General features: G+C 67.8%; 14 protein-coding genes. 5 read left to right on the top strand and 9 right to left on the bottom strand.

Features of this window, described 5'->3' with window-relative positions; genetic code table 11:
- Positions 1–152: 152 nt before the first annotated feature.
- Complete coding sequence (locus GRX31_RS21080) at positions 153–644, bottom strand: EVE domain-containing protein (RefSeq protein WP_016447100.1); 492 nt, start codon at positions 642–644, stop codon at positions 153–155.
- 129 nt (positions 645–773) lie between these two features.
- Between GRX31_RS21080 and yghU the strand changes: the two genes are divergently transcribed.
- A complete protein-coding gene (yghU, locus tag GRX31_RS21075) occupies positions 774–1,613 on the top strand; it encodes a glutathione-dependent disulfide-bond oxidoreductase (protein ID WP_016447099.1) in 840 nt (279 codons plus the stop codon).
- A 7-nt stretch (positions 1,614–1,620) separates the two neighbouring features.
- On the opposite strand, the gene GRX31_RS21070 is transcribed toward yghU, so the two are convergent.
- From GRX31_RS21070 to GRX31_RS21060, 3 genes are all read right to left on the bottom strand, one after another.
- A complete protein-coding gene (locus tag GRX31_RS21070; protein ID WP_034365900.1) occupies positions 1,621–2,292 on the bottom strand; it encodes a hypothetical protein in 672 nt (223 codons plus the stop codon).
- 75 nt (positions 2,293–2,367) lie between these two features.
- On the bottom strand, positions 2,368–2,625 hold the full coding sequence (locus GRX31_RS21065) for a GlsB/YeaQ/YmgE family stress response membrane protein (protein WP_012205794.1): 258 nt from the start codon (positions 2,623–2,625) through the stop codon (positions 2,368–2,370).
- Positions 2,626–2,792: 167 nt separating this feature from the next.
- Positions 2,793–3,428: a C40 family peptidase gene (locus GRX31_RS21060; RefSeq protein WP_016447097.1), complete on the bottom strand. Its 636-nt coding sequence runs from the start codon at positions 3,426–3,428 to the stop codon at positions 2,793–2,795.
- A gap of 191 nt (positions 3,429–3,619) precedes the next feature.
- On the opposite strand from GRX31_RS21060, the gene GRX31_RS21055 reads away from it, so the two are divergent.
- The 4 genes from GRX31_RS21055 (at position 3,620) to GRX31_RS21040 (ending at position 9,204) form a co-directional block, all read left to right on the top strand.
- Positions 3,620–4,222 (top strand): isochorismatase family protein, encoded by a 603-nt coding sequence (locus tag GRX31_RS21055; protein WP_016447096.1) that lies wholly within the window; start codon positions 3,620–3,622, stop codon positions 4,220–4,222.
- Between the two features lie 204 nt (positions 4,223–4,426).
- Positions 4,427–6,313, top strand: coding sequence for a propionate--CoA ligase (locus GRX31_RS21050; protein WP_160854642.1), 1,887 nt, complete (start codon positions 4,427–4,429; stop codon positions 6,311–6,313).
- A 167-nt stretch (positions 6,314–6,480) separates the two neighbouring features.
- Positions 6,481–7,869, top strand: coding sequence for a phosphomannomutase/phosphoglucomutase (locus GRX31_RS21045; RefSeq protein ID WP_016447094.1), 1,389 nt, complete (start codon positions 6,481–6,483; stop codon positions 7,867–7,869).
- A 15-nt stretch (positions 7,870–7,884) separates the two neighbouring features.
- Positions 7,885–9,204: a 3-deoxy-D-manno-octulosonic acid transferase gene (locus GRX31_RS21040; protein WP_074921287.1), complete on the top strand. Its 1,320-nt coding sequence runs from the start codon at positions 7,885–7,887 to the stop codon at positions 9,202–9,204.
- 59 nt (positions 9,205–9,263) lie between these two features.
- Here the strand turns inward: GRX31_RS21040 and GRX31_RS21035 are convergent, their stop codons facing one another.
- The 5 genes from GRX31_RS21035 to GRX31_RS21015 form a co-directional block, all read right to left on the bottom strand.
- Positions 9,264–9,677 carry a type II toxin-antitoxin system VapC family toxin gene (locus tag GRX31_RS21035; RefSeq protein WP_043790155.1) on the bottom strand — a complete coding sequence of 138 codons (414 nt, stop codon included), beginning with the start codon at positions 9,675–9,677 and terminating at the stop codon, positions 9,264–9,266.
- A gap of 11 nt (positions 9,678–9,688) precedes the next feature.
- Positions 9,689–9,949: a type II toxin-antitoxin system Phd/YefM family antitoxin gene (locus tag GRX31_RS21030; protein ID WP_016451713.1), complete on the bottom strand. Its 261-nt coding sequence runs from the start codon at positions 9,947–9,949 to the stop codon at positions 9,689–9,691.
- 82 nt (positions 9,950–10,031) lie between these two features.
- Complete coding sequence (locus tag GRX31_RS21025; RefSeq protein ID WP_047474044.1) at positions 10,032–11,462, bottom strand: sensor histidine kinase; 1,431 nt, start codon at positions 11,460–11,462, stop codon at positions 10,032–10,034.
- A 2-nt stretch (positions 11,463–11,464) separates the two neighbouring features.
- On the bottom strand, positions 11,465–12,142 hold the full coding sequence (locus tag GRX31_RS21020; RefSeq protein WP_016447091.1) for a response regulator: 678 nt from the start codon (positions 12,140–12,142) through the stop codon (positions 11,465–11,467).
- 370 nt (positions 12,143–12,512) lie between these two features.
- Positions 12,513–13,921 (bottom strand): TolC family outer membrane protein (locus GRX31_RS21015; protein ID WP_237426740.1); only part of this gene is annotated, 1,409 nt, incomplete at its 5' end.

Here is a 13,921-nt window from a genome sequence, read left to right as displayed (position 1 = left end):
TTTGCTTTTGATTTTCGCCAGCGCACGAAGATGGTCCCTCCAGCTTGCGAAATCCAGGTTCGCAAATGCCCAAAAGCATAGCGGCCGATGCAGGGCAGGAGTGCAGGAAAGAGGCTTCTTGCTTGTAAGAAAGCAGCCCGTGCGAGGCGTGTTCAGCCGTGCCTGAGCAGGCCTTCGATGAAGCTCCATTCCTCGGGCGTGACCGGCGTGATCGACAACCGATTGCCCTTTTGCAGCACACGCATCTGCGCCAGTTCAGGATGCGCGCGCAGCTCGGCAATCTGCAGCGTGCGTGTCTTGCGCAGCGCCTGCACGTCCAGCGTGAGCCAGCGCGGCTTGTCGGGAGAAGACTTGGGGTCGTAGTACGGGCTGGCCGGGTCGAACTGCGAGGCGTCGGTGCGCAGATTGCCGGCAATGCGGGCGATGCCGTAGATGCCGGGCTCGGCGCAGCTGGAATGCCAGTACAGCACCCCGTCGCCGACCTGCATGGCATCACGCATGAAGTTGCGCGCCTGGTAGTTGCGCACCCCGTCCCAGGCAATGGTGGCCTGCGGCGCGGCCAGCGCATGGTCTATGGAGTATTCGTCGGGCTCGTTCTTCATGAGCCAGAACTGGCGGGCGGAGGGTGTGGGGGCTGCAGTCATGCAACGATTGTGGCAAATCCCCGGACGCCGTGGCGGCGTTCTGCGCGCGGCGGCAGGAGTGTGTCAGGGGCTGGACAATGGCCTTCAGCCGGGCGCCTTTCCCATGCCCGCGAACCACAGGAATCCTGCATGTCCGACCGCTCCACCTATGTCCCGCCCGCCGTATGGCAGCCTGCGCCCTCGGGCGGCACCTTCGCCAACATCAACCGCCCGGTCGCCGGGCCGACCCACGACAAGACACTGCCGGTGGGGCAGCAGCCTCTGCAGCTGTATTCGCTGGCCACGCCCAACGGCGTGAAGGTCACCATCATGCTGGAGGAGCTGCTGGCGCTGGGCCATGGCGGCGCCGAGTACGACGCCTGGCTGATCCGCATCAGCGATGGCGACCAGTTCTCCAGCGGCTTTGTCGAGGTCAACCCCAATTCCAAGATTCCCGCGCTGGTGGACCGCAGCGTGGAGCCGCCGGTGCGCGTGTTCGAGTCGGGCTCCATCCTGCTGTACCTGGCCGAGAAGTTTGGCGCGCTGCTGCCTGCCGAGCCCGCTGCACGCACCGAGACGCTGAACTGGCTGTTCTGGCAGATGGGATCGGCGCCTTACCTGGGCGGCGGCTTCGGTCATTTCTATGCCTATGCTCCCGAAAAGTTCGAGTACCCGATCAACCGGTTCACCATGGAAACCAAGCGCCAGCTGGACGTGCTCAATCGCCAGCTGGCCGAGCACGCCTTCATTGCGGGAGAGCACTACAGCATTGCCGACATCGCCATCTGGCCCTGGTATGGCGCACTGGTGCTCAACGAGGTGTACGGCGCGGCCGAGTTCCTGGCAGCCCATGAGTACACGCATGTGATGCGCTGGGCCCGCGAGATTGCCCAACGGCCGGCGGTGGTGCGCGGCCGCCGCGTCAATCGCACCTGGGGAGACGAGGCCACCCAGGTGCCGGAGCGCCACCGCGCCTCGGACCTGGGCTGATCGCCATTTACTGGGAGCGGCCCCAGGGGCCGCGGTCCGGCTGGCGCCAAAAGCGCGGGCGCTTGCCGGATGGCTCGGCCCCGGGCTCGCCCTCGCCCTTGCTTTTGCCGTGCTCATGCAATTGCTTGTCGGTCTGCTCGACCTTGCGGGCCGTGCGTTCCAGCTGCGTGGGCAGATGCGAGGGAATGTCGAGCTCCGCCTGCTCGACCACGCGAATGCAGTCCTGGATGTGGCGCTCTCCCAGGTAGCGCAGCGTGGCGTAGCCCAGGGCGGCCGCTGCAGCCTGGCCGGCCAGCGGCACGTACTTTGCCGCTTGGGTTGCCGTCATGCGCATGCCGGCAGCGCGTGCCAGGCGCACCACCATGTCGCGCGTGATCAGCTTGCCGATCAGTACCGAGCCGACCATGGCCACGGCCTTTTGCACCTGCTCGCGCTTGCCGGGGTCCAGCCTGTCCAGCTGTTCGGGCGTGAGGCCGAACTCACGGTTGATGCGCGGCAGCAGGCGCGCCAGCAGGGCTGCGTCAACCAGCCAGTCCAGCCCCGGGATCGGCAGGCTGCTGGCTGCGGCTCCCACCAGCGCACGCCGGTGCAGCAGCTTGCGCGCGCTCTCTGCGGCCTGCGCCACATCGTGGCGCGGTGGTGGAGGGGGAGGGGTCTTGTCCGATGTGCGAAAGATCATGCGTGCCAGTGGGTCCGGGGCAGATGTCGATCAGGAGAATGCGCCAGCCGGAGGAGGCGGCTGGCGCCGGTGCGGTCAGCGTGCGCTCTTGCTGCGCACCAGGCTGTAGATGAAGAGGATGACGATGGCGCCAACGATGGAGGCGATCCAGCCAGCGGGCTGCCCGGCTTCATACCAGCCCATGGCGACACCGACATAGCTGGCAAGAAACGATCCTGCCACACCAAGCAGGATGGTCATGATCCAGCCAAGGCTGTCGTCGCCGGGTTTGAGTGCGCGCGCCAGCAGGCCAACGACCAGGCCAACGATGAGGGTGCCAATCAAGGACATCATGCTTTTCTCCGAACTGAAGCTTCCATGCCGCGACTCTAGGGCCCGGCGCATGCCGGCCCTGTCGGACAGCGTCTCAACCTGGGACGAAGGCAGTGCAGTGCCCTGAAAAACAAAACGCCTGCATCTGCAGGCGCCTGGACTGGGGGAGGGCAGACAGCCCGCCGTGGTTACTGCAGCTGGCTTGCCTGCATCTGCATGGCCAAGGCAGCCTTGCTGGCATCCAGGCCCAGGCCGTCGGAGTCCTGCACGCGACGGGCGCCATCGAAGCGGCGGGCCCAGTAGGCGCTTTGCATGCTTTCCACGCGCACCTGTGCACCGGTGCGGGGGGCATGAATGAAGTTGCCGTCGCCGACATAGATGCCGACGTGGCTGAAGGCGCGGCGCATGGTGTTGAAGAACACCAGATCGCCGGGCTTGAGTTCGTTCTTGTCGATTTTTTCCGTGGCCTGTGCCTGCTGGTCAGCGCGACGCGGCAGGACCTTGCCCAGGGTCTCGGAGTAGATGGCACGGACAAAGCCGCTGCAGTCGAAGCCGGTCTCGGCACTGTTGCCGCCGCGACGGTAGGGAACGCCGATGAAGCCCATGGCGGTCACGACCAGGTCGGAGGTCTTTTCGGCGACGCTTTGTCGGGCTTCCTTGACGAAGTCGGAAGTGCGCTCCGCCATGTGGTGGCGGGCTTCGCGCAGCTGCGAGATGAGGCTGCGGTTGACCAGCAGCTGGTTCATATCGTCGTCACGCAGCTCGGGCGGAGCCGCGTGTGCAGTGGCGCTGACGAACAGGAGTGCGATAAGCCATCGGGACATGGGGCGCGAGATTACCACGCAAAAACGTAGGACAAATTCGATAAGACCCCCGAAGGCCCGGGTTTTTGAGCCACCTCAGGAATCGCCGGCGCCCGGCGGTGATGGCCCCCAAGCTGCGACAATAGCGGGCTGTCCTGTTTTCCGATAAGAAGGGCGGCCCGCGCCGCCTCGTATTCCAAGAAAGATCCGCCATGCTGCTTGAAGCCTCCGACTCCCAGCTTGTACTCGTCGATTACCAGGAGCGCCTGATGCCGGCCATCTTCGAGGGCCCGGCAGTCCTGGCCAATGCCGTGAAACTGGCTCGTCTGGCGCATCTGGTGGAAGTGCCGGTGTTCGGCACCGAACAGAACCCCTCGCGCCTGGGTGCCAACGATGCCCAACTGCGCGCGCTGTGCGACAGGACACTGTCCAAGATGCATTTCAGCGCCGTGTCCGAAGGACTGGGCGAGTGGCTGCGTCCGCCTGCACGTCCCCAGGGCGGCAATGCGCGCAGCCTGCCCAAGCACCTGCAAAAGCCCCAGCAGCAGGCGCCCGAGCGCAGCATGGTGGTGATTGCCGGCTGCGAAGCCCATGTCTGCCTGCTGCAGACGGCGCTGGAACTGCTGGAAGACGAGTTCGACGTCTGGGTCGTCACCGATGCCTGCAGCTCGCGCACCGAGCGCAACCGCGATGCTGCCTTCGATCGCCTGGCCGGCGCGGGTGCCGAACTGGTGACCACGGAGATGGTGGCCTTCGAGTGGCTTCGCAGCTGCGAGCACCCGGCCTTCAAGGATCTGCTGGCCCTGGTCAAGTAAGCCACTGAAGCGATGGTTTTCCGTCGAGGCGCCTGCACGGCGCCTTTTTTTACGCCCGTCGCAAGGCGGGGCCATGAAAGGCGAATGGGACGGAGGGGGGCCGGCCCGGGTCGCTGTGCAGGATTTGTCAGCTTTGGGCAAGCGCATTATGAATAATTATGAATTCAGAAGCCGCCAATCCATGACAACGACAGGAGACAGACAATGGCCCCGCGTTTCGACGATTTCCACCGCCGCTCCATCCAGGAGCGCGATGCCTTCTGGGCCGAGCAGGCCGGCCGCATCGACTGGCATGTGCCGCCCCAGCGCATCTGCGACTATGACAACCCGCCGTTCGCCAGGTGGTTCGTGGGCGGCCAGACCAATCTTTGCCACAACGCCGTGGACCGGCACCTGGCCGAGCGCGCCGACCAGAATGCGCTGATCGCCATCTCCACCGAGACCGGCACCGAGAAGGTCTATACCTACCGCGAACTGCATGCCGAGGTACAGCGCATGGCCGCCGTGCTGCAGTCGCTGGGCGTGCAAAAGGGCGACCGCGTCCAGATCTACATGCCCATGATTGCCGAGGCGGCCTTTGCCATGCTGGCCTGTGCGCGGCTGGGTGCCATCCATTCGGTGGTGTTCGGCGGCTTTGCGTCGGCGGCGCTGGCCTCGCGCATCGACGATGCCGAGCCCAAGGTCATCATCAGTGCCGACGCGGGCTCGCGCGGCGGGCGCGTCGTGGCCTACAAGCCTTTGCTGGACGAGGCCCTGCAACTGGCCAGCCACAAGCCAGCGGCCGTGCTCATCGTGGACCGTGGCCTGGCGCCTGCGCCCATGCGCGCCGGCCGCGACCACGACTGGACCAGCCTGCGTGCGCTGCACGCCGACGCCCAGGTCGCCTGCACCTGGGTGGAATCCACCGACCCCAGCTACACGCTCTACACCAGCGGCACCACGGGGCGCCCCAAGGGCGTGCAGCGCGACACGGGCGGCTACACGGTGGCGCTGGCCGCCAGCATGCCGCTGATCTTCGGGGCCGAGGCGGGCCAGACCTTTTTCTGCACCAGCGACATCGGCTGGGTCGTGGGGCACAGCTACATCATCTATGGGCCCCTGATCGCGGGCATGGCCACCGTGCTCTACGAGGGCCTGCCCATACGCCCCGACGCGGGCATCTGGTGGAGCATCGTGGAGAAGTACCGGGTCACCCACATGTTCTCGGCGCCTACGGCCATCCGCGTGCTCAAGAAGCACGATGCCGAGTACCTGCACCGCCACGATATCTCCAGCCTCAAGGCGCTGTGGCTGGCCGGCGAGCCGCTGGACGAGCCCACGGCGCAGTGGATCAGCCAGGCCCTGGGCAAGCCCATCATCGACAACTACTGGCAGACCGAGACCGGCTGGCCCATCCTCACGCTGTGCAACGGCGTGGAGCAGCAGACCACGCGCTTCGGCAGTCCCGGCAAGGCCGTCTATGGCTATGACGTGAAACTGATCGACGAGGCCACGGGCGAGGAACTGCTCGGCGCCGGGCAAAAGGGCGTGCTGGCCATCGAGGGACCGCTGCCGCCGGGCTGCATGCAGACCGTCTGGCGTGACGATCAGCGCTTCGTCAACACCTACTGGAAGAGCATTCCGGGCCGCATGGTCTACAGCACCTTCGATTGGGGCATTCGCGACGAGGACGGCTACTTCTTCATCCTGGGCCGCACGGACGACGTGATCAACGTGGCCGGCCACCGCCTTGGCACGCGCGAGATCGAGGAATGCATCTCCGCCCACCCCCAGGTGGCCGAAGTCGCCGTGGTCGGCGTGGCCGATGCGCTCAAGGGCCAGGCGGCGCTGGCCTTTGCCGTGCCACGCACGGCGCTGGAAGGCGAGGCCGAGCGCGCGGCGCTGGAGGCCGACGTGATGAAGCTGGTCGATGCGCGCCTGGGCGCCGTGGCCCGGCCCTCTCGCGTGGTCTTCGTCAGTGCGTTGCCCAAGACGCGCAGCGGCAAGCTGCTGCGCCGTGCCATGCAGGCCGTGGCCGAGGGGCGCGACCCGGGCGACCTCAGCACCATGGAAGATCCGGCCGCGCTCGCCCAGGTGCAGCAGCAGCTGTGAGGCAGGGCACGCGCCGCAACCGCTTGCGGCCGGGGTGATGTGCGGCGGCGCCCCTGCCTGCCGCGCCTACAAGCCTGCCGCGCCTACAATCGCGCCTTGGGCCGCAGCCGGGCCAGGTCCCTAGGCTGCGGCGCCCTGTTTTCAACCGACGAGAAAGCGTTTTCGACGTGCAGGTCGCATCTTCCATCTTCAAAGCCTATGACATCCGCGGCATCGTGCCGTCCACGCTCAACGAGGAGGTGGCGCTCGGCGTGGGCCGCGCCTTCGGCATGGCGGCCCTGGCGGCCGGCGAGACCGTGGTGGCCGTGGGACGCGATGGCCGCCTGTCGGGACCCTCGCTGTCCGCGGCGCTGATCGCCGGGCTGACCGAGGTCGGCATCGAGGTGATCGACATCGGCCTGGCCACCACGCCCATGCTGTACTACGCAGCCAGCACGCTGGCGCGCTCGGGCATCCAGGTCACGGGAAGCCACAATCCCAAGGACTACAACGGTTTCAAGATGGTGCTGGCCGGCCGCGCCATCTACGGCGAGGAAATCCAGGCGCTGCGCCGCCGCGTCGAAAGCGATGACTGGACAATCACGGGCACCGGCAGCGTGCGCCGCGCCGATGTGCAGGCCGACTACCAGGCGCGCATCGTGGGTGATGTGAAGCTGGCGCGCCCCATCAAGATAGTGGTGGACTGCGGCAACGGCGTGGCGGGTGCCTCGGCGCCCGGCATCTTCCGCGCCCTGGGTTGCGAGGTGATCGAGCTGTTCTCCGAAGTGGACGGTGAATTCCCCAACCACCATCCCGACCCCAGCAAGCCCGAGAACCTGCGCGACGTGATCGAGGCGCTGCGCACCTCGGACGCCGAACTGGGCCTGGCCTTCGACGGTGACGGCGACCGCCTGGGCATCGTCACCAAGGACGGCCAGAACATCTTCCCCGACCGCCAGATGATGCTGTTCGCCAAGGACGTGCTCTCGCGCGTGCCGGGCGGCAGCATCGTCTACGACGTGAAATGCACGCAGCGCCTGGCGCCCGCCATCCGCGAGGCCGGGGGCGAGCCCGTGATGTTCAAGACCGGGCACTCCCTGGTCAAGGCCCGCATGAAGGAACTGGACGCGCCGCTGGGCGGCGAGATGAGCGGCCACATCTTCTTCAAGGAGCGCTGGTATGGCTTCGATGACGGCACCTACGCGGGCTGCCGCCTGCTGGAGATCGTCAGCCGCGAGGCCGACCCCAGCGCCTTGCTCAACGCGCTGCCCACCAGCTTTTCCACCCCGGAACTGAATGTGGCCTGCGCCGAGGGCGAGCCCCATCGCCTGGCCGCCGAACTGCAGGCCCTGGCCGCCGAGACCTTTGCCGCACCGGCCCAGGTCAGCACCATCGACGGCCTGCGCGTGGACTGGGCCGACGGCTTCGGCCTGATCCGCGCCAGCAACACCACGCCCGTGCTGGTGCTGCGCTTCGAGGGCCAGACCCAGGAGGCGCTGTCGCGCATCGAGACGCAGATGCTGGCGCTGCTGGAGCGCGTCAAGCCCGGCGCGCAGGTTGGCGGTGCCGCGCACTGATTTGCGCGCCAGGCGATGACTTCCCGCTCTCCCACGTCCTGGGCGCGCGCGCTGTACAGCGCTGTGACCTGGGCGGCGCAGCCGCTGCTGCGACGCAAGCTGCTGCGCCGCGCCGAGGCCGAGCCCGTCTATGCCGAGCACATTCCCGAGCGCTTTGGCCGCTACCAGCCGGCCACGCTGGGGCAGGACGGACGCGGCCTGTGGATCTGGATTCATGCCGTATCGCTGGGTGAGACGCGCGCTGCCGCCATCTTGCTGACCGCGCTGCGCGAGCGCCTGCCCGGCATGCGCCTGCTGCTGACCCATGGCACGGCCACAGGCCGCACAGAAGGCCGCCGGCTGCTGCAGTCCGGCGACCTGCAGGTCTGGCAGCCCTGGGATACGCCGGCGGCCGTGCGCCGCTTCGTGCAGCAGTTCAGGCCCGCAGTCGGCGTGCTCATGGAAACCGAGGTCTGGCCCAACCTGGTCGCCATCTGCCGCGAAGAGGGCGTGCCGCTGGCGCTGGCCAATGCGCGGCTCAGCGACAAATCGCTGGGCCAGGCACTGCGCGTGGCGCCGCTGGCGCGGCCCACCTATGCCGCCCTGGCCGCCGCCTGGGCGCAGACCGAGGACGATGCGCAGCGCCTGCGCCTGCTGGGTGCGCCCGTGCGCGGCGTGCTCGGCAACCTGAAATTCGATGCGCGTCCGGACGCTGCGCTGCTGGAGCGCGCCCGGCAATGGAAGTCCGGCCTGTCCCGCCCTGTGGTGCTGCTGGCCAGCAGCCGGGAGGGCGAGGAGGCCATGCTGCTGTCCGCCCTGCGCACGCTGGGGCCTGTGGGCCGGGCCGTGCAATGGCTGGTCGTGCCGCGCCATCCGCAGCGCTTTGACGAAGTGGCGGCGCTGCTGGCTGGCGGCGGCCTGCATGTCTCGCGCCGCAGCCAGTGGGTGGGTGGCCCGCCCTGCGGGGCTGCGGCGGATGACATCGACATCTGGCTGGGTGATTCGCTGGGCGAGATGGCCCTGTACTACGGCCTGGCCGATGCCACGCTCATGGGCGGCAGCTTTGCGCCGCTGGGTGGACAGAACCTCATCGAGGCCCTGGCCTGCGACTGCCCCGTGGTGCTGGGGCCGCATACCTTCAACTTCAGCGAAGCCTCGGACCTGGCCTGCGAGGCCGGCGCCGCCCTGCGCGCCCCCGACCTGGAGCACGGGCTGCGCCTGGCCGTGGACCTGGCCGGGGACCGCCAGTCCCACGCCCATGCCGTGGCCCAGGCGCGCGGCTTTCTGGACCAGCACCGTGGGGCCGCACGGGCCACGGCGCAGGCGGTGGCCGGGCTGGTGCAGCCGCTCTCCTGATCCTCCTGTGCAAGGGGAGCGGGCAGGCAAGACTACGCACCAAAGGGGCTTGTGCCAGTTCAGCGAAAGGGCGACTCAAAAGGGTTGACAAGCGCCACACCAAAATCCGCGAAGTCTCGAATGTTGCGTGTGGCCACGACCAGCCTGTGGCGGATGGCCGTGGCTGCAATCATTGCGTCCTCATACAGCGCATCGGAGCGTCCGTGCATCAGCCGGGCCCAGATCCGAAAGCTCTCGGCATCCATCGGCAGCACGTTGTAGGAGGCGGAGACCAGATCTGCCCAGCGTTCGATTTCCCGGGCCTTCTCAGCATCCTGTTGCCGGGTCAGCTCGATGCCCGCCTGGATTTCGCCCAGGCTGACCGCGGACAGATGGAGTTCCGGCTCAGGCAGGGCTTGAAGCCAGGCCAGGACGGCTCCGTGGGGCCTGGGGCGCCGCAGCTCTGAAATGATGTTGGTGTCCAGCAAATACATTTCTGGCGCACTCAGTTGGCGGGCTCGATGGGCCTGCGGTGCGCCTGGCCGCGCGGCGGGATCAGCAGGTCTGCGCGGCCCGCTTCCGAGAGCAGCAGTTCCTTGAGCGAAGCAGGTTCGGCAGCGGGATGCAGACGGCGCCACTCTTGCATAGGAACGAGCACGGCAGTGTCCGCGCCACGCCGGGTCAACACTTGCGGACCATCGGTCAGGCAGGCTTCGAGAAGCTCGTTGAAGTGGTCTTGGGCATCTTGTACAGGCCAGGATTTCATGATTGCACTCCTTCGCTCACGGGTTACAGGCCCAGTCTAGTTCCTGGACTGTTGGCTCTGCAATCCTGGGCCCATGCATGCATCAAGGGCCCGATCCTTCCTGCAGCACGGGCAGGCTGACACTCGCCAGCAGCCCTCCATCCTCCGCACTGAGCAGCTCGATGCTGCCGCCGTGCCGCTCGGTCACGGTCCTGGCGATGGCCAGGCCCAGGCCGCTGCCGCTCTGGCTCTGGTCGGGTACGCGGAAGAAGCGGTCGAAGACACGCTGGCGCCAGGCCTCGGCGATACCCGGGCCACGGTCGCGCACCTGGAGCACGGCCTGGTCGCCCTGGCGCTGCAGGCGCACGCTGATGGTGGCGTGCGCTGGGCTGTATTTGATGGCGTTGTCCACGAGGTTGTCGATCAGCGAGACCAGGCCTTCGCGTTCACCCATCACGCTCAGTGGCTCGCTGGCTTCCAGGGCCAGTTCCACCGGGCGGCGGCAGGCCAGGGCGTCGAGTGCGGCGAGCCGGTCTTCCAGCAGCAGGTCCAGGCGCAGCGGCTGCATGGCCATGCCGGGCGCTTCTGTCTCGCTGCGCATGAGCTGCAGCAGCTGGGCCACCATGCGGCTGGCGCGCTGGTTGCTGCGCAGCAGGCTGTCCATGAGTTCCTGCTGGCGCGGTTCGCTGCCAAGGCGCAGCAGGGCCTCGACATTGACGTGCATGGCGGCCAGCGGCGTGCGCAGTTCGTGGGCTGCATCGGCGATGAGGTTGCGCTCGCGCTCGCTGCTGGAGCGCACGCGGGCCAGCAGGGCGTTGATGTCCTGCACCAGCGGCCGCAGCTCGGCGTGTGGCGGCGCATAGGTGAGCGCGCTGAGGTCGTCGGGGCCGCGTGTGGCCAGCTCGTCACCCACGCGGCGCAGCGGGCGCAGTGCCGCGCGTACCGACCACCAGGCCGGAAAGGCCAGGAAGGGCAGGCTGATCAGCAGCGGCAGCAGGTAGTAGCTGCGGGTGTTGAGGGTGATCAGCAGTTCCTTGAAGGACGGCAGCATCAGCGTGACTTCGGTCTGGCCCGAGGCCGAGCGCAGCGTGCTCATGCGCCAGGTCTGCCCTTCGAAATCTATGTCCTCGACCGTGTCCAGCACGCGGTTGCGCAGGGTGGGTGCCGGCGTGGGCGAGCGGTACAGGAGCTGGCCGCGCTGCCAGACCAGCAGCGTGGGCGTGAAGCGGATGTCGTCGTCTCCATCGCTGTATTCATGGCGCAGGGCCGTGTCCAGCGCGGCCAGGCTGTGCTGCTGGCGGTCCGGAAGGTCGGCCAGGTCCTCGGCCACTGCCATGACAAGTTCGTAGACAGGCTTGCTGACCAGCAATTCATTGTGGAAGTGGGCCATGTAGATGGCCGCCACCAGCAACGCGGTCCAGATCGCGGTGAGCACGCCCATCTGGGCCAGCAGCATCCGCCGGCCCAGTGTGGGCCGCAGCCAGCGGCGCCATCTCGGGCTGGCCTGCTGCCCCTGCACGGTCTGCGATGTCATGGTCAGGACAGGGGAGCCATCGGCTGCGAGTCGATGACATAGCCAATGCCGCGCACCGTGCGTATGAAGCCCGGCCCGATCTTGCGGCGCAGGTTGGAGACATGGACCTCCAGCGCATTGCTGCCGTTGGCGCTGCCGCCCGGGATGACTTCCTCCTCGATGCCGCTGCGCGTGACCACGCGGTCCATGCGCCGCAGCAGCAGGGCCAGCAGGTCGAATTCGCAGCGGGACAGCTCGACGTTCTGGCCTGCAACGCTGACACGGCGCGTGGGCTCGTGCAGCGACAGGCCGCGCAGATGCAGCGTTCCGTCGCCCTGCCCATAGCTGCGGCGCGCCAGGGCGCGCACGCGTGACACCAGTTCGGCCAGGGCAAAGGGTTTGACCAGATAGTCATCGGCGCCGCTGTCCAGGCCGTGCAGCCGGTCATGCAGGCTGTCGCGTGCGCTCAGGATCAGCACGGGCAGGCGGCGCCATTCGCGGCGCAGGCGCGCCAGCAGGCTGATGCCGTCGCCATCGGGCAGGCCCAGGTCCAGCAGCACCATCTCGAAGCTTTGCTGCTCCAGCGTGCGCAGCGCATCGGACAGGCGGCGCACCCAGACCACGTCCATGGCGTGATCGCCCAATGCGATGCGCACGCCATTGCCCAGATCCAGATCGTCCTCCACCAGCAGCAGTCTCATCGTGTGTTTCCTGTGCCGCTCCCATGCCGCGGACCGGCGCCTGCGGGAGGGCTGCCGCGAGTATCGGTCAAGGCGGGGACGATGCGCTTCAGCATCCCTTCAGGAAAGCCGGGGCAGGTCTTCAGGCGGGTTTGCCACAGTGGCCCGCTCGACAACTCCGAAGAAGGCAAGGCGCGCATGCCAAGACTCTCCCGCTGTTCCTCGTTGAGCCGCCTGGCGGCGCTGTGTGCGCTGGCTGCCTGGATGCTGGTCGTGGCGGGTTTGCGTGCCTCTGCTTTGCCAGAGCACAGGGCTGCGGCGCCAGGCGCGCGGCCCACTGCGGCCGGGCATCAGCCCGGGGCACTGCCGGCCGTGCGGGCGCTTCAGGGATTCAAGGGGCTGGCGCGCGGAGCGTCAGCGCATCGATGGCGCGCAGGTCGTCGTCGCTGAGCGTGCCGGCGGCTTGGCGCAGCTTGAGCTGGCCCAGCAGCACCTGGTAGCGCGCCAGGGCCAGGTCGCGCTGGGTCTGGTAGAGCTGGCTTTGCGCGTTGAGCACGTCGATGTTGATGCGCACGCCGACCTCGTAGCCGAGCTTGTTGGCGTCCAGCGCACTCTGGCTGGACGCCAGCGCGGCCTCCAGCGCCTTGACCTGTGCCTGGCCCGACTGCACGCCGAAGAAGGCCGTGCGCGTGCTCTGCTCCACGTTGCGCTGGGCGTCGTCCAGCTGTGCGCGCGCCTTGTCTTCCAGCGCCAGGGTTTCCTTGATGCGGTTTTGCACGGCAAATCCGGCGAACAGGGGCAGGTTCATGACCACGCCCACGCTGGCGGCATTGGTGCGGTAGCTGGTGCCGATCTGCGGGGTGACTGAACCGTTGGGATAGCGGTTGACCACATAGCCGGCCTGCAGGTCCACGGTGGGCTTGTGGCCGGCCTCGGCTTTCTTCGTTTCCAGCTGGGCGATGTCCAGCGCCAGGCGGGCCTGGCGCAGCTGGGGCTGGCCTTGCAGGGCGGTGTCCACCCAGGCCTGGGCATCGGCGGGCATCAGGGCCGGCAACTGCAGCGGCTGGGCCAGCGGGCGGGGCACGGTGCCCACGGCGCCGACGATCTGATCCAGCACCAGGCGCTTGACGCGCAGGTCGTTCTCGGCGGCGATTTCCTGCGCGCCGGCCAGGTCGAACCGGGCCTGGGCTTCGCGCGAGTCGGTGATGGTGGCCGTGCCGACCTCGAAGTTGCGCTTGGCGAATTCCAGCTGCTGTGCAATGGCTGCCTTCTGTGCCTTGACCACGGCCAGGCTGTCCTGGGCACCGAGGACATCGAAGTAGGCCTGGGCCACGCGCACCAGCAGGTTCTGCTCGCCGCTGTCCAACTGGGCGCGCGCCACGTCCACGCCGCGCTGGCCCTGGTCGTAGGCGATCTTGTTGGCCGGGCGGTACAGCGGCTGCTGGGCGCTGAGCTGCAGGTTCTGCTGGGGCGAGCGAAAGCTTCCCGGCAGCACGCTGACTTCCACATGCGATGTGTTGGCGCCCGCCTGCAGGCCCACGCTGGGCAGAAGGCCCGAGCGCGCCTGCTCGGCACGGCTGGCGGCGGCCTGGGCGTCGGCCTGCTGGGCCTGCCACTGGGCGTCGTAGCCGCGTGCCTTGGCGACCAACTCCGACAGGCTCTGGCCCGTGGCCGATGAGGCTGTCACGGCGGGCAAGCCCGAGGCCGGGGCGGCAGGGACGGTGGACTGGGCCAGAGCGGTCCCCATGCCGCAGGCACACAGCAGCAAGGCAATCTGGCGAAGGGGCCAGGCGTGTGGGC

This window comes from Delftia sp. CH05, from assembly GCF_009827015.1.
Taxonomy (GTDB): domain Bacteria; phylum Pseudomonadota; class Gammaproteobacteria; order Burkholderiales; family Burkholderiaceae_C; genus Comamonas; species Comamonas tsuruhatensis.
The sequence above is the reverse complement of the archived record's forward strand: the minus strand, read 5'-3'. Positions and strand labels throughout refer to the sequence as shown.